Here is a 20,207-nt window from a genome sequence, read left to right as displayed (position 1 = left end):
GCACAGCCAAAAGGCCAGTCAAGCTTGGCCTGCCAGTGCAGCTTTTCCATGCTTAAGGTTCACATCCGATTGATCAAGCCTTGGGCAATCGGTTAGGTTGGTGGCCCATCAGGAGAGACGCATTGGCCGAAGAACAGAACGCGCAGGATTTCACCGAGGACGGGGATGAGGGCAAACGCCCGCTGACCCGGATCCAGAAGGTCAATCGGGGCAAGATCCTCGAAGCCGCCCTCGAGGTGTTCTCCGCGAATGGCTTCCGAGGTGCGACGCTCGATCAGATCGCCGCCGAGGCAGGGCTGAGCAAGCCCAATGTGCTCTATTACTTTCCCTCGAAAGAGGCGATCCACGAGGCACTTCTGGGCGGACTTCTCGATGTCTGGCTGGCGCCTTTGCGTGCGATGAACCCCGAAGGCGAGCCGCGCGAGGAAATCATGCGCTACATGCGCCGCAAGCTCGAAATGAGCCGCGAGATGCCGCGCGAAAGCCGTCTCTTTGCGAATGAGGTGCTGCAAGGCGCGCCGCGCATCGGATCGGGGCTGAGCTCCGACCTCAAGACATTGGTGGATGAAAAGGCCGCGGTGATTGACCACTGGATCGCGCAGGGCCGTCTTGCCCCGGTCGATCCGCATCACCTGATCTTCTCGATCTGGGCGCTCACCCAGCATTACGCCGATTTCGACGTGCAGGTGCGCGCCGTGCTCGGCCCCGGAAAGGATCCGATCGAAGGGGCTGCGCCCTTCCTCGACCTGCTTTTCACGCGGCTTCTGACGCCCTGAACTTGCGCCTAGCCCTGCCCTGTTAACCCTGCGCGGCGAAACCCACGCGGATTTACCATTCGTAAACTCAGCGGGCGCAGAATCGTTCGCCGTGGGGGTGTATGCGAATGGAGTTGGGGATGGACCGGATTTCGGGGCTGATGCCCCAGATCGGTTGGTCGCCGCTGCTGATGGCCGCGACACCGAAAACAGCGCCTGCCAGTACGGTAGAGCCTGCAAAGAAACCCGCCAATTCGAATGGCGGCATGGGCGCGGATGTGGATACGCAGACGCCGCAGGATCATGCACAACAGGCGCGTGCGCTTGGCGCAATGGCCGAGATGCGCGCGAATGCCGCGCGCGACGCGGGCGAAGCGCAAAACCTGCCGCCGCCCGATCCCGATCCGCTGACAGGGCCGCTTCCGACTTTCGAGGTCACACCGCTCGAGGCCAAGGCGGCTGCGCTCAAGGCGGCGCCAGAGCTGATCGAGGCCGAAGCGCCCGAGGAAGAGCACGCGCCTGAGCAGACGGACAGCAGCGCCCTGCCTCAGTCAGAAATGGCCGAGCCGGCCCCCGCAACGAAAGACGCGCCACCCGATGATCGGAGTGGCGCGCCTCAGGATGGTTGGTCACAGGTTGCCGAGCGCCCCTCGCCGAGCCTCGACGTGACGCGCTAGGCCTCTGCCCTTACTCGGCCGCGGCGGCCGAGGGATTGTTCGGGTGGGTCGTCCAGTTGGCGTAATCGCCGACCGTCTCACCCGTGCGGGGGTCCACCTCGCCCTTGTCGAGCTTGCGCATGGTGATGCAATCCACCGGGCAGACATCGACGCAGAGGTTGCAGGCCACGCATTCCTCGTCCTTGACCGTGTAAACACGATCGTCCGACACCGCGATCGCCTGGTGCGAGGTGTCCTCGCAGGCGGCGAAACAGCGGCCGCATTTGATGCAATCGTCCTGATTGATCTCGGCCTTGGTGACGTAGTTGAGGTTGAGATATTGCCAGTCGGTCACGTTCGGCACCGCGCGCCCCACCAGTTCGGAGGTCGAGGTGAAGCCCTTGCGATCCATGTAGTCGCTCAGCCCCGAGATCATCTCCTGCACGACCTTGAACCCGTAGGTCATGGCTGCGGTGCAGACCTGCACATTGCCCGCGCCGAGCGCCATGAACTCCGCCGCGTCGCGCCAGGTGGTCACGCCACCGATGCCGGAGATCGGCAGGCCCGCCGTCTCGGGGTTACGTGCGATCTCGGCCACCATGTTCAGCGCGATCGGCTTCACCGCCGGACCGCAATAGCCGCCATGCGTGCCTTTGCCGTCGATGGTGGGCTCGGGCGCGAAATCATCCAGATCGACCGAGGTGATCGAGTTGATCGTGTTGATCAGCGACACCGCATCGGCGCCGCCGCGCTTGGCGGCCTCGGCGGGTCGGCGAATGTCGGTGATGTTGGGCGTCAGCTTCACGATCACCGGCATGCGGGTGTATTGCTTGCACCAGCGCGTCACCATCTCGATATATTCGGGCACCTGCCCCACCGCCGAGCCCATGCCGCGCTCGGCCATGCCATGGGGGCAGCCGAAGTTCAGCTCGATCCCGTCGGCGCCGGTTTCCTCGACGAGCGGCAGGATCGCCTTCCAGCTATCCTCGTCGCAGGGCACCATCAGCGAAACGACAAGCGCCCGATCCGGATAGTCGCGCTTGACCGATTTGATCTCGCGCAGGTTGGTCTGGAGCGGACGGTCGGTGATCAGCTCGATATTGTTCAGACCCAGCAGCCGGCGATCCGCGCCGTAGATCGCGCCGTAACGCGGGCCGTTCACGTTCACGACCGGCGGGCCTTCCGAGCCCAGCGTCTTCCACACGACCCCGCCCCAACCGGCCTCGAAAGCGCGGCGGACGTTATACTCCTTGTCGGTCGGTGGCGCGGAGGCCAGCCAGAACGGGTTGGGGGATTTGATACCGATGAAATTGGAAGTCAGATCGGCCATCGCTCAGCCCTCCATCAGAAATTGGTGGATTTCTTCCGCCGCATCGCGCCCCTGCGCAACCGCCGTCACGGTCAGGTCTTCGCCGGCATGGGTGCAATCGCCCCCGGCCCAGACTCTCTCGACCGAGGTGCGGCCCGCGCCGTCCACCTTGATCTTGCCGCCCGCGATCTCGATCTGCGCGGGCATGTCGCCCAGCGTCTGACCGATCGCCTTGAAGACCTGATCGGCCTTGAGGCGGAAGGTCGCGTCGGTCATTTCCAGACCGCCCTCGCCCTTCTTCGTATAGGCGAACTCGACCTCGCGCACCGCGCCATTGCCGTGAATGGCGATGGGGGCGGCGTTCTCGATGATCGTCACGCCATTCGTCAGCGCATGTTCCTGCTCGACCACGCTCGCGGGCATTTCAGCGCGCGAGCGGCGATAGACGAGGCTCACGTTGAGCGCGCCCAAGAGCTTCGACTGCACGGCAGCGTCCACCGCCGTCATGCCGCCGCCGATCACCACCACGTCACGCCCGATCGGCAGTTCAGCCAGATCGGAGGCCTGACGCAGCTCGGCGATGAAGTCGGTCGCGGGGCGGATGCCCTCCTTGTCCTCGCCATCGAGGCGCAGCGCGTTCACGCCCGCAAGCCCCATGCCGAGGAAGACCGCATCGTAATCGCCCAGCAGCTCGGCCAGATCGCCGTCGCCTTCGCGGCCCAGCTGCCAGTTCTCGACGATGGTGATCCCACCGATCTGCAGAAGCCAATCCACTTCGGCCTGAGCGAACCCGCCCGGCGCCTTGTAGCTGGCGATACCGTATTCGTTCAGCCCGCCCGGTTTCGAGCGTGCATCATAAATCGTTACCTCATGGCCGTTCATCGCGAGACGATGCGCACAGGCGAGGCCAGCAGGCCCGGCGCCCACCACCGCCACCGACTTGCCCGTGCGCTCGGCGCGGGCGAAGGGGTGGCTTTGCTTGGCCATCAGCGTGTCGGTCGCAAAGCGTTGCAGCGCACCGATCTCGACCGGCTCGCCTTCTGCATCCATACGCACGCAGGAGCCTTCGCAGAGGTTCTCGGTCGGGCAGACTCGGGCGCACATGCCGCCCAGAATGTTCTGCTCGAAAATCGTCTTGGCCGCCGCTTCGGGCGTGCCGGTCGCGATCTGCCGAATGAAAAGCGGCACGTCGATCGTGGTCGGGCAAGCCTCCATGCAGGGTGCATCATGGCAGAAATAGCAGCGATCGGCCGCGATCCGGGCCTCCTGCGCGCTCAACGCCGGGGCATGATCGGCGAAGTTGGTGCAATAGCTTTCCGGGTCGAGCCGTCCGGGCACGATCCCTTCGGTGAGCTGGCTGGTGGACACTTGCGGGCTCCCTGTCAGTTTTTCGTTGTCCCTACGCTGACACAGGATTGAATTTTATCAAGTGGTAAAATATGCCGCGTCGCGGCGGCCGATTTTTTCGGTCGTCCTGCCCGGAGGTTGTGCGTCGAACCCCTCGAGCGCTCAATTTCCGGGCAGTCACGAGATCGCGAGCCCATGACGCAAGGACAGCCGATCCGCCTTTTCACCGCGCCTGACCTCGCGTATAAACCCTTCGATCCGTAAGGCCCCGCAGAACGGGCCATCATCAAAAGCACCCTTCGAGGACCGCATGACCAAGAACACCCGTGACAATGACGTGGCCTTCATCCAGGCCCTGGCCGAGCTTCTCAACGCCAACGATCTGACCGAGATCGCGGTGACCCGTGATTACGCGCAAGATGACAGCCTGAAAGTGCGGGTGTCGAAGCAAACCAATATCGTGCATGCCGCGGCTCCCGCAGTAGCGGCGCCCGCCCCGGTCGCTCATGCCGCCCACGTGGCGCAAGCGCCTGCGCCCGAACAGCCCGGTCCCGTTGCCGCCGACGATCCGGCCGATCACCCCGGCGCTGTCGCCTCGCCGATGGTGGGCACCGCTTATCTCTCGCCCGAACCGGGCGCATCCGCCTTCGTGAAGGTCGGCGATCAGGTCAAGGAAGGCCAGACGCTGATGATCGTCGAGGCGATGAAGACCATGAACCACATCCCCGCGCCGAAATCGGGCACGGTGAAGCGGATCCTCGTCGATGACGGCCAGCCGGTCGAATACGGCACGACCCTGATGATCGTCGAATAAGGGGGCCGTCATGTTCGACAAGATCCTGATCGCCAATCGGGGCGAGATCGCGCTGCGCGTGATCCGTGCCTGCCGCGAGATGGGGATCGCGAGTGTTGCGGTCCATTCCACTGCCGACTCGGATGCGATGCATGTGCGCATGGCCGATGAATCCGTCTGCATCGGCCCCAACAGCTCGGCGCAATCCTATCTCTCGATCCCCGCAATCGTTGCGGCCTGCGAGATCACCGGCGCACAAGCGATCCATCCGGGCTACGGGTTCCTCTCCGAGAATGCTGCCTTCGTGCAGGTGCTCGAGGATCACGGCATCACCTTCATCGGCCCCTCGGCCGAGCATATCCGCCTGATGGGCGATAAGATCACCGCCAAGGACACCGCGAAGAGCCTGGGCATTCCAGTCGTTCCAGGCTCGGATGGCGGCGTCCCCGACATCGAGACCGCGCGCAAGGTCGCGGCCGAGATGGGCTATCCGGTGATCATCAAGGCCACGGCCGGTGGCGGCGGCCGCGGTATGAAGGTCGCGAAATCGGAAGACGATATCGAGGTTGCCTTCCGCACCGCGCGCTCGGAGGCGAAAGCTGCCTTCGGCAATGACGAGGTCTATATCGAGAAATACCTCCAGAAGCCGCGTCATATCGAGATCCAGGTCTTTGGCGACGGCAAGGGGCGCGGCGTCCATCTGGGCGAGCGCGACTGCTCGCTCCAGCGCCGCCACCAGAAGGTGTTCGAAGAGGCCCCGGGTCCCTGCATCACGCCCGAAGAACGCGCCCGCATCGGCGGCATCTGCGCCAAGGCGATCGGCGAGCTCGGCTATTCGGGCGCGGGCACGATCGAATTCCTCTATGAGGATGGCGAGTTCTATTTCATCGAGATGAACACCCGCCTGCAGGTCGAACACCCCGTCACCGAGGCGATCTTCGGTGTCGATCTCGTGCGCCAGCAGATCAAGGTCGCCGCGGGCGAGCCGATGGAGTTCGATCAGGACAAGCTGTCGATCCGCGGCCACGCGATCGAGGTGCGCATCAATGCCGAGAAGCTGCCGAATTTTGCGCCCTGCCCCGGCAAGATTACCCATTACCACGCGCCGGGCGGCCTGGGCGTGCGGATGGACAGCGCGCTCTATGACGGCTATACGATTCCGCCCTATTACGACAGCCTCATCGGCAAGCTGATCGTGCATGGCCGCGACCGCCACGAGGCGCTCCAGCGGCTGTATCGCGCGCTTGGCGAGCTCATCGTGGACGGCGTTGACACGACCGTGCCGCTCTTTAACGCGCTGCTGCAAGAGCCGGATATCCAGTCGGGCAACTACTCGATCCACTGGCTCGAGAAATGGCTCGAAAAGAACCTCTGATCGGTTCCGAAGTTACGAAAACGCCCCCGGTTTCGGGGGCGTTTTTCATTTCGGCGTCAGCAGGCAGGTTCCGCGTTTCTTCGCCTGATCAGCCGGACGGTAGTAATCGCCGATATGGCGCCGCTTGCCCGGCCCGATCTCATTCCAATCCAACCAGTGACAATCATAATCGAGCACATCGGCCATCGCCTCCATCGCGGGGAAGGACGGAATCCCGATCAACGCCTTTTCCTGCCCCTCGATCTGCGGGATCGAGTTCAACTCGTTATCCGTTCGCTCGCGCATCAGAATGATCACCGGACCCGGCCGCTGCGCGAATTCACTGTCCACGATCACCAGCTCGGGGCCGAGCTTGCGCACCAGCTGGAACAGGCGGAAGTGATCCATCACGTGGTAAAGGATGCCCAGTACGCCGACCACGTCGAAACGCTCGCCTGCGTCGATCAGTTTTTGCATCCCGTCATAGATATCGTCGCAGACGAGTTTCACCTTTTCGCGCAGATGGGCGCGGGGGAATTCTTCGAACCGGTCGATCAGCTCCTGACGGCCTTCGATCCCGATCACCTCACGCGCGCCGGCGGCGGCAAACGCATAGGCCCACCGCCCGTCATGGGCTGCCAGATCAAGCACGCGTTTGCCCTCGATCTCGCTCTCCAGAGGCTTGATGATCATCTTGTGGCGCAGGTTCATCCGCTCGACCGTGCCGGGATCCTCAGCATAGCGGCCGATCTTGGGAAGAAAATCATAGAAACCCATGTTTGCGCTCGGCCCTGCTCTGGTTCATCTTGGCTCGGAGCCTAGGCATAACGGGAGAACCGGGCAAGAAAATGACGGACAGGTTGAGCGCGGAACTTCTGCTCGCAGGCTATGCGCAAGGCATCTTCCCGATGGCCGAAAGCCGGGAAAACCCGCAACTTCACTGGTTCGATCCGGCGATGCGGGGCATCGTGCCCTTACAGAATTTCCACATTTCGCGGTCCCTCGCGAAGCATATCCGGCGTGGGAATTACACTATTTCAACAAACCGGGCATTTCGCGCCGTGGTGGAGGGCTGCGCGGATCGCGACGAGACCTGGATCAACGGGCCGCTCTTTGCACTCTACGACCAGCTTCACGGGGCCGGTTTCGCCCACAGTCTAGAGGTCTGGCAAGACGGCGCGCTGAGCGGCGGCATCTTCGGGATCACTCTTGGCGCGTCGTTCTTCGGCGAGAGCATGTTCTCGCGCCGCAGCAATGCGTCGAAAACCGCGCTGGCCTATCTCGTGGACCGACTACGCCAGGCGGGCTTTTCGCTATTCGACACGCAGTATATCACCCCGCATCTCGCAACCCTCGGCGCGGTCGAAATTCCACGCGCCGAATACCGTGCACGGCTTGCGCGCGCCCTACGCCAGGAAGCGGATTTCAATGCGCCGGAAGTGCCAGATCCTCACTCGCTCTTGCAGCGAATGACCCAGACATCATAGCGCGGGTGGTCGAGCGCCGAGAGTGCGGGGCTCGACGCGATCATCCAGCCAGAAAAATCCGGCTGCGGCTTGCCCTGTTCGGTCACCGTCACGAAGGCATAGGCATCCGAAGAGGGGTCATCGGCCGGGTAGCGGCATTCACGCAGGCTGATCGTGATGAACCCGTAATCGACGCTTTGCCCGACATTGAGCGAAATATCCGAGCTGACGCCCGACACCTTGTCGAGGCCGCGCAGCATCGCGCCGGTTCCGTCCGCGAGCCCTTTCGCGGGCTCATCCACCGGGATCTGGTCATCCGGCGTGACCTCGGGCAGCAATTCCTGCGCCCCGGCGACCATCGGGATCATCGCCAGCGCAAAGGCCAAGGCTCGGATCATTGCGCGCTCTCCCCTTCGCCGCCGTCGCTGCCGCCGCCCGCGAACTTCATCATCAGGTTCAGGACCGAAACCGCGCTTTGCGTGTCGAGAATCTCATCACCCGGATTGAGGTTGTCGATCGCACCGCCTGGAATCAACTCGATGTAATTAGACCCCAGAAGCCCATCCTGCGTGACCGCGATCACCGTATCCTCGGGCAGTTCCACCCCGTCACGCACTGAAATCGTCGTATCGGCGAAGAAGGTCTGCGGATTGAGCTTCACATCGGTCACGGTACCGACCTTGACGCCTGCAAGGCGGACATCAGTGCCCGGAACAATCCCGCCAACCGAGCGGAACGAGGCATGCAACGGATAGCTACCCCCATCGGGGCCAAGACCAATGCCCTTGCCTGCCCAGACCAGAAAGCCCAAGGCAACGACCAGCACCACGGCGCCAGTGAGGATTTCGGTGCGATTCTCGCTCATCGCGCGCCTGCCTTATTCGGGCTGCCAGGCCTCGTAATCGCGGCGCTCCACCGGGTGGGCCAGACGGATCGAACCCGGCGGCACGTAAGCGGCCTCGGTGCCGGTGTAGTTCTCATGATGCGGCTTTTCCCAGGGTTTATGCGCCAGCGGCTTGTCGGTCGGCGGTTCGTCATAGGTGAAATGGATCCAGCCATGCCAATCCGGCGGGATGCGGCTCGCCTCGCTCTCACCGTTGTAGATCACCCAGCGCTTCTTGCCGTCCTTGGTCTGGTAATAGATGTTGCCTTGCTCATCTTCGCCCACTTTCACGCCCTTGCGCGCGGTGAAAAGCGACGTTCCGACGGTCGAGCCGTTCCACCAAGTGAGAATTTGAAGCAGGAACTTCATGGGGCAACCTCCGCAATGCGTCCCGCCTGTTATATCCAACGGCGCGTCGAGGTCCAGTGGCGCGTGTCGAAAAACGAAAGGGCGAGCCGAAGCTCGCCCTTTTTTCCTGGCTTTATCCGCATCGCTCAGCTTGCGGATTTGCCCTCTTTCTTTGCGTCGGCATAGATCAGGAGGGGCTTGGCTTCGCCCTGGGTCACGGCCTCTTCGTTGACCACGACTTCCTCGACCTCTTCCATGCCGGGCAGTTCGAACATCGTGTCGAGCAGGATGTCTTCCATGATCGAGCGCAGGCCGCGCGCGCCGGTCTTGCGTTCGATGGCGCGCTTGGCGATCGCGTTAAGCGCATCCTCGGTGAAGCTCAGCTTCACATCCTCGATCTCGAACAGACGCTGATATTGCTTGACCAGCGCGTTCTTCGGCTCGGTCAGGATGGTGACGAGCGCTTCGGCATCGAGATCGGTCAGCGTCGCAATCACCGGCAGACGACCGACGAATTCCGGGATCAGGCCGAATTTCAACAGATCTTCGGGTTCAAGCTCCTTGAAGAGTTCGCCGACATTGCGTTCGTCATTGTCCTTCACATCCGCGCCGAAGCCGATCGCAGACCCCTTGCCGCGCTGCGCGATGATCCGGTCGAGACCGGCAAACGCGCCACCGCAGATAAAGAGGATATTCGTGGTGTCGACCTGCAGGAATTCCTGCTGTGGATGCTTGCGCCCACCTTGCGGGGGAACGCTGGCCACGGTGCCTTCCATGATCTTCAGAAGCGCCTGCTGCACGCCCTCGCCCGAAACGTCGCGGGTGATCGAGGGGTTGTCCGACTTGCGCGTGATCTTGTCGACCTCGTCGATATAGACGATGCCGCGCTGCGCGCGCTCGACGTTGTATTCCGACGCCTGCAGCAGCTTGAGGATGATGTTCTCCACATCCTCACCCACATAACCCGCTTCGGTCAGCGTGGTCGCATCGGCCATCGTGAAGGGCACATCGAGGATGCGCGCCAGCGTTTGCGCCAGAAGCGTCTTGCCGCAGCCGGTCGGACCGATCAGCAGGATGTTCGACTTCGCGAGTTCGATATCCGTCTTCGTACCGTGGTTGAGGCGCTTGTAGTGATTGTGCACCGCGACCGAGAGCACGCGCTTGGCATGTTCCTGACCGATCACGTAATCGTCGAGCACCTTGCAGATATCGCGCGGGGTCGGCACGCCGTCGGTCGACTTCAGGCCGGCCGACTTCGTTTCCTCGCGGATAATGTCCATGCACAGCTCGACGCATTCGTCGCAGATGAACACGGTCGGACCCGCGATCAGCTTGCGCACCTCATGCTGGCTTTTGCCGCAGAACGAGCAGTAAAGCGTGTTCTTGCTGTCGGAGCCGTTCGAGTTCGCCATCTATTACCTCTGCCTGCCCGGCCGCCCGGGCTTCGTGAATTGGCCTGTCCCGTCAAGAGTAGGACAGGCCAACCGTCACCTCAATGTCAAAATCACCCGGCGGTTAAGCGGGGAGATCACTTTTCGCCGTCTTCGCCACCGCGACTTTCGAGGATCTCGTCGATCAGGCCCCAGTCTTTCGCCTCTTGCGCAGACATGAAGTTGTCGCGCTCCAGACCGGCTTCGATCGTGTCGTAATCGTTGCCGGTATGCTTGACGTAAATCTCGTTGAGGCGGCGCTTGAGCTTCTCGGTCTCGCGGGCGTGGATCATGATATCCGTCGCCTGACCCTGGTAGCCGCCCGAGGGCTGGTGGACCATGACGCGCGAATTCGGGAGCGAGAAACGCATTCCCTTCTCGCCCGCGGTCAGAAGCAGCGAACCCATCGAGGCCGCCTGACCGATCACCAGCGTCGAGACCTTCGGCTTGATGTATTGCATCGTGTCGTAGATCGAGAGGCCGCTCGTCACCACGCCGCCCGGCGAGTTGATATACATCGCGATCTCTTTCTTCGGGTTCTCGGCCTCGAGGAACAGGAGCTGCGCGCAGATCAGCGTCGACATGCCGTCATGCACCGGGCCCGACAGGAAGATGATCCGCTCCTTCAGGAGGCGCGAATAGATGTCGTAGGCCCGCTCGCCGCGCGAGGTCTGTTCGACCACCATCGGCACCAGCGTGTTCATGTAAAACTCGTGGGGATCTTTCATCTGCGGTGCCCTTCCTGGTCTTGCACGAAATTCATATCGTCAGTTCTTTACAGAAGTCTTAGTGAGGCCGCTCGGGAGCTTCAAGGGCGCGCAGGCATGGAACCCGCTCGACCCGACGAAAGGCGTAGAGCGCCCTGCGCGTTCAGCCCTGCGTATCCTCGGCGTTGGCCGCCGAGGCCTGAACCCGCTCCCCCGCTTCGCCCGCACGATACCAGGCCCGGATCGCCGCACGCTCCTCCGGCTCCATGTAGGAGAGATTCGCGGGCGGCATCGCGTCGGTCAGCCCGGCCTGAACATAGATCTCGCGCGCAGCGGCGGCGACCTCGCGAGGGGTCTCGAGATGAACACCCTTCGGCGCGCGCCCGATTCCCTCGAAGCCCGGTTCGTTCGCATGGCACATCGAGCACCGGCCGAGCACAATATCGCTCACGTCCTGAAAGCCCGGCGCCTCTGCGAAGCGCTGCTCGTAAGGGGTCAGCATCGCGCTGACCTCGGCATCATCGCCCGCGTCGGGTTTCGGGATCGAGGACAGCCAGATGATCGCGAAGAACAGCACGGCGGTCGCACCCCACGTCCACCACGGATTGCCCTTATGGGCATGATGGGTGTTGAAGAAATGCCGGATCGTCACGCCCATCAGGAACACCAGCGAGCAGATCAGCCAATTGTATTCACTCGCGAAAGCCAGCGGATAATGGTTCGACAGCATCAGGAAAATGACCGGCAGCGTCAGGTAGTTGTTATGCGTCGAGCGCTGCTTAGCGATCTTGCCGTATTTCGGATCGGGCGTGCGGCCCGCCTTGAGATCGGCCACCACGATGCGCTGGTTCGGCATGATGATGAAGAAGACATTGGCCGTCATGATCGTCGCCGTGAAGGCGCCCATGTGCAAGAGCGCGGCGCGGCCGGTGAAGACCTGCGTATAGCCCCAGCTCATCAGGACGAGCAGCAGGAACAACCCGATCATCAGCTTGTTGTTGTCCACCCCGAAGCGCGATTTGCACAGCCAGTCGTAGAACAGCCAGCCGATCGTGAGCGAGCCCGCCGAGATCAGGATGCCCACCCAGACCGGCATCTCCATCACCCGCGGGTCGATCAGGTAGAACTGCGCCCCCGCCCAATAGAGCAGGACCAGCATGGCAAAGCCCGACACCCAGGTCATGTAGCTTTCCCATTTGAACCAAGTCAGCCGGTCGGGCATCCGCTCGGGAGCGACCATGTATTTCTGGATATGGTAGAAACCGCCGCCATGGACCTGCCAGGCTGCCCCGTTCACGCCCTTGGGCGCACCCGGTTCGGGCGCGAGGCCCAGATCAAGCGCGATGAAATAGAAGGACGACCCGATCCACGCGATCGCGGTGATCAGATGCAGCCAGCGCACCGCGAATTGCGCCCATTCCAGCCAAAACGTGTAATCCATCGGTCATCCCTCGTTTTGCGCCAGAGTTTCCCAAGCTTTGCGCGAGCGCAAGCGATGGCGCGACGGAAAAGCCCGGAATTTACCCGAATGCCCAAAATCGAGGCAGGCCGCCCCGGCTCACGCGTTCAGCTGCCGCGATAGGTCGAGAAGCTGTAGGGCGAGAGCAGCAAAGGCACATGGTAATGCGCCTGCAGATCGGACATGCCGAAGCGGATCGGGATCTCGTCGAGGAAAAGCGGCTCCTCGCCCGCCTGCCCGCTGGCGCGCAGGTAATCGCCCGCCGCGAAGATCAGCTCGTAAGTGCCGGTCGCAAAACATTCCGCCGGCAGGATCGGCGTGTCGGTGCGCCCGTCCGAATTCGTGGCGGTTTCCGCGATCAGCTCGCGGTTATGCCCCTTGATCGCGTAAAGCGCGATGCGCAACCCCTCGGCGGGGCAACCCCGCGCCGTGTCGAGCACATGGGTCGTCAGATATCCCGCCATCGCCGTACTCCTTCGCGCTTTCAAGCATATCCCAACCACTATGCGGCCGCAGAAAGCAGACCGCAAGATATCGCGCGATCACCGGAATTTGCTTTATGTTGCAGAGCCCTGCGGTTGATCCCCCCCCAAAGGGACTTTAGGTGACATAGGAGTTTCACGCAGCCGTCACACCCGCGTCACGCGCAAAGGCGATGCGCAGCACAAGAAGAGAATTGAAGAGTTCCCATGGCACAGCCTGACTGCTTCGCCACCTTCTCGCATCCGACACCCTCCCGCGCCCCGGGCGGGCGCTTCGCCGACAAAGCGCCGTAACCGGAGACGCGACATGACACTCCCGCAAGACCGATCCACCCGCCTTCGCGCCCCGCAACGCTATCGCAGCCTTTTTCTATCGGATTTCCACCTCGGCGCGCGCGGGTGCAGCCCGGGCCCCATCCTCGAATTCCTGCGCGAGGTCGAAGCCGAGACGATCTATCTCGTGGGCGACATTCTCGATCTGTGGCATGGCGGGGCGGTGCAATGGGAGGCCAAGCACAGCGAGATCATAGAGATCCTCGAAGCCTACGCCGCCGCGGGCACGCGCATCGTTTATCTGCCGGGCAACCATGATGCGCCGATGCGTGCACCCGGAATGAACTTCCTCAATTTCGAGCTGGCCGAGACCGAGATCCATATCGGCGCGGACGGCCAGCGCTATCTTGTGCTGCACGGCGATCAATGCGACGCGCGCATCTTGCGCTGGCACGCGATGACGCGCTTCGGAAGCCGGATGGATGCGCTCTTTCGTGGCATCGATGCGTGGCTCCGGCGCAGACTCGGGCGAAGCGAGACCGAGCGCAGCCTCATCCTGCTCGCGATCTCGGGGGTGAACCACCTGTTGGCCCGCGGGGGCGGCTACGAGAAACGCCTGCTCGCACTGGCCGAGAGCGCCCAGGTTGACGGCATCATCTGCGGCCACTCGCACAAGCCTGCGCTGCGTGCGGCCAGAGGACTGACCTATGCCAATTGCGGCGACTGGGTGGACAGCCTGACGGCGCTTGCCGAAGATCACAGCGGCGCGCTGCAACTTGTGCAATGGAGCGCCCAGCGCGCCCCGGTTTCGGTTCAAAGCGCGACGCCCGCCGTCGCGAAGGTGCGCGCATGACGATCCTCGTTTCCCTCCTCGCAGCCCTTCTGGGCCTCACCCTCGCCGCCCATCTCCTGAGCGCCGCCATGACCGCCTGGCGCGAGGCGCAGCCCGCCAAGCAGGTGCCTGAAAACCTGCCCTTCGTGGCCCTTCTGCGTCCGGTCTGCGGGCTCGATCCCTTCGACGCGGAAACGCTCGGCTCCTCCTTCACCCTCGATTACCCGAATTACGAGGTGATCTTCTGCGCACCTTCCGAACATGACCCGGCCTGCGTGCTGGTGCGCCGCCTGATCGCCGAGCATCCGCATGTGCGCGCCCGCCTGCTGACCGGGCTCGATCCGGTTTCGGGCAACCCGAAACTCAACAACCTGCACAAGGGGCTATCTGCGACCGAGGCAGAGTGGCTTGCGATGGCCGACAGCAACCTGATGCTGCCACCCGACTACCTGCAACGTCTGCTGGCCGAGTGGCGTCCGGGTACCGGGCTCGTCTCGGCCCCACCCACGGGTGATCGCCCCGGCAACCTTTGGGGCGCGGTCGAAGCGGCTTTCCTGAACACCAATCAGGCGCGCTGGCAGGTGGCGGCGGACATGATCGGGCTTGGCTTTGCGCAGGGAAAATCGCTGTTCTGGCGGCGCGATATCCTGATGGCGGGCGGCGGTTTCGAGGCGCTGGGGCGCAACATGGCCGAGGACGTGGCCTCGACCAAGCTGGTGCGCGGCCAGGGCCTGAAGGTGCGTCTGACGCGCCACCTGTTCGCGCAGCCAATCGGTGAACGCTCGGCCCGCGCGGTCTGGGATCGTCAGCTGCGCTGGTCCAAGGTGCGTCGCGACGGGTTTGTCGCGATCTTTACCGCCGAGATCGCACAAGGCCCGTTCCTGCCCTTCCTGAGCGCGCTCGCGCTGGCGGCACTCGGTGCGCTGCCCTGGATCGCGCTGCCGCTGCTCGTGACGCTCTGGTATGGCGCCGAGATCGTGCTGGCCCGCATCGCCGGCTGGCCCGCAAGCCCCCGCGACATCGCCGCCTTCGTCCTTCGTGACGCAATGCTGCCCGCGCTCTGGGTCAAGACCTGGTTCGGGCGTGATTTCACGTGGCGCGGCAATGACATGTCGCATCAGGAAGTCACCCGCGACATACGGGCAGCGGAGTGATCCGATGATCGGCCTCGAGACCCTTACCGCATTAATGGCGAAACACGGGCTGGCCGTGATCGCGCCGATCGCGGTGCTCGAAGGCCCGATCGTGACGGTGATCGCCGCCTGGCTTGCGAGCCAGAACCTTTTTTCGGTCTGGTCGGTCTCGATCATCGTAATCCTCGCCGACGTCGTGGGCGATGTGGGGCTTTATTCTCTGGGCCGCTGGGGTCTGAACCGAATGCCCAAGCGCTGGCGCGACAAGCTGGGGCTGAACCGTGCGCGGCTCGTCAGCGCGGGTCGGCATTTCCAGAACAAGGGTGTAAAGACCCTGCTTTTCGGCAAATGGACCCACTCGGCGGGTGCGCCGGTTCTGGTCGCAGCCGGGATCGCACGGATGAATATCTGGCTTTTCACGCTGACCAACCTGATCGCGACGATCCCGAAATCGCTCGCCTTCGTCGCGCTCGGCTATTGGCTGGGCTCCTATTACGGCAAGATCGACAGTTGGCTGACCAAGGGGTCGCTGATCCTGCTGGTGCTGATCCTGTTCGGCGCCACGATCTGGTTCTTTCGCCGCAAGAGGCAACACGGATGACCACGATCAGCTGCATCATTCCCGCCTATAACGAGGCCCCGCGCATCGCGGCGGTGCTCGAGCGCGTGCTGGGCCATCCGCAGATCACGGAAGTGATCGTGATCGACGACGGCTCGCACGACGGCACGCCCGAGATCGCCGAGGGCTACCGCGACGCCCATCCGCATCTGCGCGTGCTGCGCCAAGCGGAGAATGGCGGCAAGACCGCCGCCGTGGCCGCCGGGATCGCCGAGGCAGCGGGCTCGCATCTGATGCTGCTCGACAGCGACCTGCTGGGGCTGACCCATGGCGATCTCGGCGCGCTGATTGCGCCTGTGGTCAGCGGTCAGGCCGATGTCACGATCAGCCTGCGCCGCAACGCGCCGCGCACCTGGCGGGTGATCGGGCTCGATTACATCTCGGGCGAGCGGGTGATCCCGCGCGAGATGCTGGCCGCGCGCCTTGATGAGTTGAACGCCCTGCCCCGCTTCGGGCTGGAGGTGTTCATGAACCGGCTCTGGATCGCCGAGCGCGCCCGGATCGCCGTGGTTCACTGGCCCGGCGTGGACAGCCCGATGAAATCGGCCAAGCTCGGCAACTGGCGCGCGGGGCTCGCCGCCGACGCCCGAATGATGCGCGACATCTTCCGCACCATTGCGCCGCATCGCGCGCTGGCCCAAATTCAGGCAATGAGAGGCTTGCGGGTCCGGGCGGATGTACAGCCCTCCCTGCAGGCACAAGCGGAACGAATGCCACACTGACGGGTTCGCTCCGGAAGACAAATCGGAGGCCCCATGTCCCAACATAAACGCGTCATCATCATCGGCTCCGGCTCGGCCGGGATCTCGGCCCTGCGCGAGGTGCGCCGCGAGACCGAGGATTTCCTGATCGTGAATGCGGGCGATTGGGGCACGACCTGCGCCGCGCGCGGCTGCATGCCCTCCAAGGTGCTGATCGAGGCCGCGAATGCCTATCACCGCCGTCACGATTTCGAGGCCTTCGGGATCGGCGGGGCGGACGGGCTGAGCATCGACATCCCCGCCCTGATGGAGCGCGTGCGCCGGATGCGCGACGGTTTCACCCGCTCGCCCCGGTCGATCCCGGACAACCTTGGCGAGAAGGCAATCTCGGCGCGCGCGAAGCTACTCGGGCCGAACCGGGTCGAGATCGAGGGGCATGGCGAGGTCACGGCGGACGCGATCATCATTGCGACCGGGTCCTCGCCCGTTCTGCCCAAGCCTTGGGAGGCCTTCGGCAATCGCATCCTGACCACCGACACGATCTTCGAGCTGCCCGACCTGCCGAAGCGGATCGCGGTGATCGGCATGGGGGCGATCGGGGTGGAGCTGGCGCAGGCGATGGCGCGGTGCGGGATCGAAGTGCATGGGTTCGACGCGCTTGAGACGGTCGCGGGCATGACCGATCCGGAGGTGGGCGCGGTGCTGCGCGAGCGGATCGCCTCGGAACTCCCGCTGCATCTCGGCGCGGGCGCCGAGATTTCCGAGGGCGACAGCTGTCTGATCGTGAAGGGCGGCGACGGGGTGAGTTTCGAGGCCGATGCGGTGCTCGCCGCGATGGGGCGCAAGCCCAATATCGCGGGGCTGGGACTTGAGAGCCTCGGCGTCCCGCTCAGCGATCGCGGCATGCCCGAGGTCGACCCCTGCACGATGCGCATCGGCGATCTGCCGGTCTTCATGACGGGCGATGCGAACGGCATCCGCCCGATCCTGCACGAGGCCGCCGATGAGGGTCATATCGCGGGCCGCAACGCGCTAGCCGCAAGCGACACCGCCTATTGCCGCCGCACTCCGCTTGCGATTGCCTTCAGCGCGCCGAACGCCGTGCGCGTGGGCAAGACCTTCAAGGAGCTGGAGGGGCAGGACATCCTGATCGGGGCCGCCGATTTTTCGAAACAGCCGCGCGCGCGGATGGCCGAGACCGCCCACGGGATGATCCGCATCTATGCCGAGGCCGGGAGCGGCAAGCTCTTGGGGACCGAGATGGCCCTGCCCGCGGGCGAGCATTTCGCCCATCTCTTCGGGTTCGCGATCCAGGCCGGGATGGATGTGCATGACATGCTGGCGATGCCCTTCTACCACCCCGTTTTGGAAGAGGGCCTGCGCGGTGCGCTGCGCCAGATCGCGAAAGAGCTGCCCGATCCGGGGCGCTCGGATCTGGCCGACTGCCCCGCGACGGGGCATCCGGCGCTCGATTAAAGGGCGGCGATGGCGGCCACGCGCGCGGCATTGTCGCGCGCGGTGCTGCCGTCTTCCATCACGAGCGAGTTCTCGAACCCGACCCGCGCCTTGCCGCCTTTTTCCAGCGCATTTCGCAGGCAGGCCGTCTCGCCCTGACCGAAGGCGCAGATCGCCCAATCGGGGGTGATCGCCTCGGCCTGCATCCAGTTCAGGAACGGGTCTAGCATCGCAGGCGTCGAGACCTGCCCCTCGACATAGCGGCCCATCACGAAGATCAGTTGCAGCCCAGGATCTTGCAGCAGCCGATCCGGCAGCACACGCGCTAGCGCCTCGGCATCCTCGCGCGAATAGAGGATATGCTGGATCGCAATACCGCGCTCGGCCGCTTCCTCGTAGAACTTCCTCGCCAACGGCTCGGGATCGCGCAGCATCTCGCGGGTCGAGACCGAGACCATATTCGCCCCCGAGTTCAGCGCCACATAGCGCTGGTGCCCAGGCTCGTAGCGCCCCGAGGCCTCGGTCGTGATCTGGATCGCCATGTCGCCCAAGCGCGGGCGCAGATGGGCCTGCGCCTCCCGGTAAGCCCCGGTGTCGAGCAGATGCCCCTCGGCATCGTCGCGCAGATGCAGATGCAGCGCACCTGCGCCCGCCGCGCGGCAGGCCAGCGCGGTCTCGGTGATTTCGTCGAGCGTGATCGGCAACGCAGGGTGATCGGCCTTGGTCTTCGTCGCCCCGTTCGGCGCGACCATGATGCGCGGCAGGCTCATCCCAGTACGCCCCGGATCGCGGTGCCGAGCTTGTCCACCAGCTCGCCGATCTGGTCATCACTGATGATGAAGGGCGGGGCGAGCAGGATGTGATCGCCCCGCTGCCCGTCGATCGTGCCGCCCATCGGGTAGCAGACGAGCCCGGCCTCGAAGGCCGCCGCCTTGATCTTCTTGTTCACCGCCTTGGCCGGGTCCATTGGCGCTTTCGTGGCGCGGTCGGCCACGATCTCGAGCCCGCGGAACATGCCGCGCCCGCGAATATCGCCGATATGGGGATGCTGGCCGAAGGCCTCGCGCAGCGCCGCGTCGAGCTTTTCGCCCTGCTCGGCCGCGCGGGTGACCATGCCGCCTTCCGTCAGTTTCTTCACCACCGCATCGCCGGCGGCGGTCGCGGTCGGGTGGCCGATATAGGTGTGGCCGTGCTGGAAGAAGCCCGAACCGTTGACGAAAGCCTCGTAGATCTCAGAGGTGCAGAGCGCCGCGCCAATCGGCTGATACCCCGCGCCAAGCCCCTTCGCGATGGTGACGATATCGGGCGCGATCCCGTCCTGCTCACAAGCGAACAGAGTGCCGGTCCGGCCCATGCCGCACATCACCTCGTCGAGGATCAGCAGGATGCCGTATTGATCGCAGATCTCGCGGATGCGTTTGAAGTAACCCGGCACCGGCGGCACAGCGCCCATCGTGGCGCCGACGACCGGCTCGGCGATGAAGCCGATCACGTTCTCGGCCCCGAGACGCTGGATTTCCGTCTCCAACTCGTTGGCGACGCGCAGACCGTACTCCTCCGAGGTCTCCCCCTCTTCGCGCCAACGGTATTCATGCACGGGCGCGATGTGGCTGACGTCGATCAGCAGCGGGTTGAACTGCGCGCGGCGCCATTCGTTTCCGCCTGCGGCCAGCGCGCCCAGCGTGTTGCCATGATAGGACTGACGGCGCGCGATGAAATGCGACCGGCTCGACTCGCCCTTCTCCACGAAATACTGCCGCGCCATCTTCAGCGCGCTCTCCACCGCCTCCGATCCCCCGGAGGTGAAATAGACGCGATCAAGGCTCCCCGGCGCGTGAGCGATGAGCCGATCGGCCAGCCGTTCGGCAGGCTCGGAGGTAAAGAATCCGGTATGCGCAAAGGCGATATTGTCGATTTGCTCCTTGATCGCCGCGATCACGTCAGCGTCAGAGTGACCGAGACAGGAGACCGCCGCCCCGCCCGATCCATCGAGATAACGCTTGCCGTTCGAATCGAGGATGTAGATGCCGTCGCCCTTTACGGCCAAGGGCGGGTTGGACTTCGTGTGACGCGGGAAAACGTGGCTCATATCGGTCCCTCCTTCGGGACAAGAAAGCGTGAGGATCGCTGATTACCCCATGAAACATATGTTTTACGAGTTGACAATATTTGAAACAGATGAAACGGTCACTCCAACGAGATAAC

General features: G+C 63.7%; 22 protein-coding genes. 10 read left to right on the top strand and 12 right to left on the bottom strand.

What is annotated here, in order from left to right:
• The first annotated feature begins 122 nt into the window (after positions 1–122).
• Together TP2_RS00760 and TP2_RS00755 are read left to right on the top strand one after the other, a co-directional pair.
• A complete protein-coding gene (locus tag TP2_RS00760; RefSeq protein WP_169739492.1) occupies positions 123–776 on the top strand; it encodes a TetR family transcriptional regulator C-terminal domain-containing protein in 654 nt (217 codons plus the stop codon).
• Positions 777–895: 119 nt separating this feature from the next.
• A complete protein-coding gene (locus tag TP2_RS00755; protein WP_038072333.1) occupies positions 896–1,432 on the top strand; it encodes a hypothetical protein in 537 nt (178 codons plus the stop codon).
• Positions 1,433–1,442: 10 nt separating this feature from the next.
• On the opposite strand, the gene preA is transcribed toward TP2_RS00755, so the two are convergent.
• Both preA and TP2_RS00745 read right to left on the bottom strand, forming a co-directional pair.
• Positions 1,443–2,741: an NAD-dependent dihydropyrimidine dehydrogenase subunit PreA gene (preA, locus tag TP2_RS00750; RefSeq protein WP_038072329.1), complete on the bottom strand. Its 1,299-nt coding sequence runs from the start codon at positions 2,739–2,741 to the stop codon at positions 1,443–1,445.
• Between the two features lie 3 nt (positions 2,742–2,744).
• Positions 2,745–4,088 carry an NAD(P)-dependent oxidoreductase gene (locus TP2_RS00745; protein ID WP_038072326.1) on the bottom strand — a complete coding sequence of 448 codons (1,344 nt, stop codon included), beginning with the start codon at positions 4,086–4,088 and terminating at the stop codon, positions 2,745–2,747.
• A gap of 289 nt (positions 4,089–4,377) precedes the next feature.
• Between TP2_RS00745 and accB the strand changes: the two genes are divergently transcribed.
• Both accB and accC read left to right on the top strand, forming a co-directional pair.
• Positions 4,378–4,881, top strand: a complete 504-nt coding sequence (gene accB, locus TP2_RS00740; protein ID WP_038072323.1) for an acetyl-CoA carboxylase biotin carboxyl carrier protein — start codon at positions 4,378–4,380, stop codon at positions 4,879–4,881.
• Positions 4,882–4,891: 10 nt separating this feature from the next.
• Entirely contained in the window at positions 4,892–6,235 is a 1,344-nt protein-coding gene (gene accC / locus TP2_RS00735) for an acetyl-CoA carboxylase biotin carboxylase subunit (protein ID WP_038072319.1), read from the top strand.
• A 45-nt stretch (positions 6,236–6,280) separates the two neighbouring features.
• On the opposite strand, the gene TP2_RS00730 is transcribed toward accC, so the two are convergent.
• Positions 6,281–6,991 carry a class I SAM-dependent methyltransferase gene (locus TP2_RS00730; protein ID WP_038072317.1) on the bottom strand — a complete coding sequence of 237 codons (711 nt, stop codon included), beginning with the start codon at positions 6,989–6,991 and terminating at the stop codon, positions 6,281–6,283.
• A 71-nt stretch (positions 6,992–7,062) separates the two neighbouring features.
• Here TP2_RS00730 and aat point away from each other — a divergent pair, with 71 nt between their 5' ends.
• Complete coding sequence (gene aat, locus TP2_RS00725; protein WP_038072314.1) at positions 7,063–7,701, top strand: leucyl/phenylalanyl-tRNA--protein transferase; 639 nt, start codon at positions 7,063–7,065, stop codon at positions 7,699–7,701.
• Here aat and TP2_RS00720 read toward each other — a convergent pair.
• The 7 genes from TP2_RS00720 to uraH form a co-directional block, all read right to left on the bottom strand.
• Positions 7,665–8,078: a DUF2155 domain-containing protein gene (locus TP2_RS00720; RefSeq protein ID WP_051692089.1), complete on the bottom strand. Its 414-nt coding sequence runs from the start codon at positions 8,076–8,078 to the stop codon at positions 7,665–7,667. The genes aat and TP2_RS00720 overlap by 37 nt on opposite strands.
• The gene (gene mlaD, locus TP2_RS00715; RefSeq protein WP_038072311.1) at positions 8,075–8,545 is read right to left on the bottom strand and encodes an outer membrane lipid asymmetry maintenance protein MlaD; all 471 of its coding nucleotides are present in this window, start codon (positions 8,543–8,545) and stop codon (positions 8,075–8,077) included. Before mlaD ends, TP2_RS00720 begins: the two co-directional genes overlap by 4 nt.
• Before the next feature lie 12 nt (positions 8,546–8,557).
• On the bottom strand, positions 8,558–8,932 hold the full coding sequence (locus tag TP2_RS00710) for an NADH:ubiquinone oxidoreductase subunit NDUFA12 (RefSeq protein WP_038072308.1): 375 nt from the start codon (positions 8,930–8,932) through the stop codon (positions 8,558–8,560).
• A 125-nt stretch (positions 8,933–9,057) separates the two neighbouring features.
• On the bottom strand, positions 9,058–10,323 hold the full coding sequence (gene clpX, locus TP2_RS00705) for an ATP-dependent Clp protease ATP-binding subunit ClpX (protein ID WP_038072305.1): 1,266 nt from the start codon (positions 10,321–10,323) through the stop codon (positions 9,058–9,060).
• Positions 10,324–10,439: 116 nt separating this feature from the next.
• On the bottom strand, positions 10,440–11,069 hold the full coding sequence (locus tag TP2_RS00700; RefSeq protein WP_038072301.1) for an ATP-dependent Clp protease proteolytic subunit: 630 nt from the start codon (positions 11,067–11,069) through the stop codon (positions 10,440–10,442).
• Between the two features lie 142 nt (positions 11,070–11,211).
• Complete coding sequence (locus tag TP2_RS00695) at positions 11,212–12,489, bottom strand: urate hydroxylase PuuD (RefSeq protein ID WP_051692088.1); 1,278 nt, start codon at positions 12,487–12,489, stop codon at positions 11,212–11,214.
• 125 nt (positions 12,490–12,614) lie between these two features.
• Complete coding sequence (gene uraH / locus TP2_RS00690) at positions 12,615–12,971, bottom strand: hydroxyisourate hydrolase (RefSeq protein WP_038072298.1); 357 nt, start codon at positions 12,969–12,971, stop codon at positions 12,615–12,617.
• Positions 12,972–13,296: 325 nt separating this feature from the next.
• Here uraH and TP2_RS00685 point away from each other — a divergent pair, with 325 nt between their 5' ends.
• From TP2_RS00685 to TP2_RS00665, 5 genes are read left to right on the top strand one after another with little or no spacing between them, the layout of a single operon-like run.
• Entirely contained in the window at positions 13,297–14,115 is an 819-nt protein-coding gene (locus TP2_RS00685; protein ID WP_051692087.1) for a UDP-2,3-diacylglucosamine diphosphatase, read from the top strand.
• Complete coding sequence (locus TP2_RS00680; protein ID WP_038073230.1) at positions 14,112–15,248, top strand: ceramide glucosyltransferase; 1,137 nt, start codon at positions 14,112–14,114, stop codon at positions 15,246–15,248. Before TP2_RS00685 ends, TP2_RS00680 begins: the two co-directional genes overlap by 4 nt.
• Before the next feature lie 4 nt (positions 15,249–15,252).
• Complete coding sequence (locus TP2_RS00675; RefSeq protein WP_038072295.1) at positions 15,253–15,828, top strand: DedA family protein; 576 nt, start codon at positions 15,253–15,255, stop codon at positions 15,826–15,828.
• Positions 15,825–16,568, top strand: a complete 744-nt coding sequence (locus TP2_RS00670; protein ID WP_051692086.1) for a glycosyltransferase family 2 protein — start codon at positions 15,825–15,827, stop codon at positions 16,566–16,568. The genes TP2_RS00675 and TP2_RS00670 overlap by 4 nt, the downstream gene beginning before the upstream one ends.
• Positions 16,569–16,601: 33 nt before the next feature.
• Positions 16,602–18,023, top strand: a complete 1,422-nt coding sequence (locus TP2_RS00665) for a dihydrolipoyl dehydrogenase (RefSeq protein WP_038072292.1) — start codon at positions 16,602–16,604, stop codon at positions 18,021–18,023.
• Here the strand turns inward: TP2_RS00665 and TP2_RS00660 are convergent.
• On the bottom strand, positions 18,020–18,772 hold the full coding sequence (locus TP2_RS00660) for a beta-keto acid cleavage family enzyme (protein WP_038072289.1): 753 nt from the start codon (positions 18,770–18,772) through the stop codon (positions 18,020–18,022). The two genes, TP2_RS00665 and TP2_RS00660, sit on opposite strands and share 4 nt — an antisense overlap.
• Complete coding sequence (locus tag TP2_RS00655) at positions 18,769–20,091, bottom strand: aspartate aminotransferase family protein (RefSeq protein ID WP_038072286.1); 1,323 nt, start codon at positions 20,089–20,091, stop codon at positions 18,769–18,771. The genes TP2_RS00660 and TP2_RS00655 overlap by 4 nt, the downstream gene beginning before the upstream one ends.
• Positions 20,092–20,207: the final 116 nt, after the last annotated feature.

It is taken from the genome of Thioclava pacifica DSM 10166 (assembly GCF_000714535.1).
GTDB classification, from domain to species: domain Bacteria; phylum Pseudomonadota; class Alphaproteobacteria; order Rhodobacterales; family Rhodobacteraceae; genus Thioclava; species Thioclava pacifica.
This window is presented reverse-complemented; position numbering and strand designations above follow the sequence as displayed.

Coding starts and splice junctions, on each gene's coding strand:
- TP2_RS00655 (WP_038072286.1), bottom strand. CDS start 20,091: ATGAGCCACGTTTTCCCGCGTCACACGAAGTCCAACCCGCCCTTGGCC.
- TP2_RS00685 (WP_051692087.1), top strand. CDS start 13,297: ATGACACTCCCGCAAGACCGATCCACCCGCCTTCGCGCCCCGCAACGC.
- TP2_RS00680 (WP_038073230.1), top strand. CDS start 14,112: ATGACGATCCTCGTTTCCCTCCTCGCAGCCCTTCTGGGCCTCACCCTC.
- TP2_RS00755 (WP_038072333.1), top strand. CDS start 896: ATGGACCGGATTTCGGGGCTGATGCCCCAGATCGGTTGGTCGCCGCTG.
- TP2_RS00665 (WP_038072292.1), top strand. CDS start 16,602: ATGTCCCAACATAAACGCGTCATCATCATCGGCTCCGGCTCGGCCGGG.
- TP2_RS00730 (WP_038072317.1), bottom strand. CDS start 6,991: ATGGGTTTCTATGATTTTCTTCCCAAGATCGGCCGCTATGCTGAGGAT.
- TP2_RS00695 (WP_051692088.1), bottom strand. CDS start 12,489: ATGGATTACACGTTTTGGCTGGAATGGGCGCAATTCGCGGTGCGCTGG.
- TP2_RS00710 (WP_038072308.1), bottom strand. CDS start 8,932: ATGAAGTTCCTGCTTCAAATTCTCACTTGGTGGAACGGCTCGACCGTC.
- TP2_RS00700 (WP_038072301.1), bottom strand. CDS start 11,069: ATGAAAGATCCCCACGAGTTTTACATGAACACGCTGGTGCCGATGGTG.
- mlaD (WP_038072311.1), bottom strand. CDS start 8,545: ATGAGCGAGAATCGCACCGAAATCCTCACTGGCGCCGTGGTGCTGGTC.
- TP2_RS00670 (WP_051692086.1), top strand. CDS start 15,825: ATGACCACGATCAGCTGCATCATTCCCGCCTATAACGAGGCCCCGCGC.
- clpX (WP_038072305.1), bottom strand. CDS start 10,323: ATGGCGAACTCGAACGGCTCCGACAGCAAGAACACGCTTTACTGCTCG.
- uraH (WP_038072298.1), bottom strand. CDS start 12,971: ATGGCGGGATATCTGACGACCCATGTGCTCGACACGGCGCGGGGTTGC.
- preA (WP_038072329.1), bottom strand. CDS start 2,741: ATGGCCGATCTGACTTCCAATTTCATCGGTATCAAATCCCCCAACCCG.
- TP2_RS00720 (WP_051692089.1), bottom strand. CDS start 8,078: ATGATCCGAGCCTTGGCCTTTGCGCTGGCGATGATCCCGATGGTCGCC.
- TP2_RS00675 (WP_038072295.1), top strand. CDS start 15,253: ATGATCGGCCTCGAGACCCTTACCGCATTAATGGCGAAACACGGGCTG.
- accB (WP_038072323.1), top strand. CDS start 4,378: ATGACCAAGAACACCCGTGACAATGACGTGGCCTTCATCCAGGCCCTG.
- accC (WP_038072319.1), top strand. CDS start 4,892: ATGTTCGACAAGATCCTGATCGCCAATCGGGGCGAGATCGCGCTGCGC.
- TP2_RS00660 (WP_038072289.1), bottom strand. CDS start 18,772: ATGAGCCTGCCGCGCATCATGGTCGCGCCGAACGGGGCGACGAAGACC.
- aat (WP_038072314.1), top strand. CDS start 7,063: ATGACGGACAGGTTGAGCGCGGAACTTCTGCTCGCAGGCTATGCGCAA.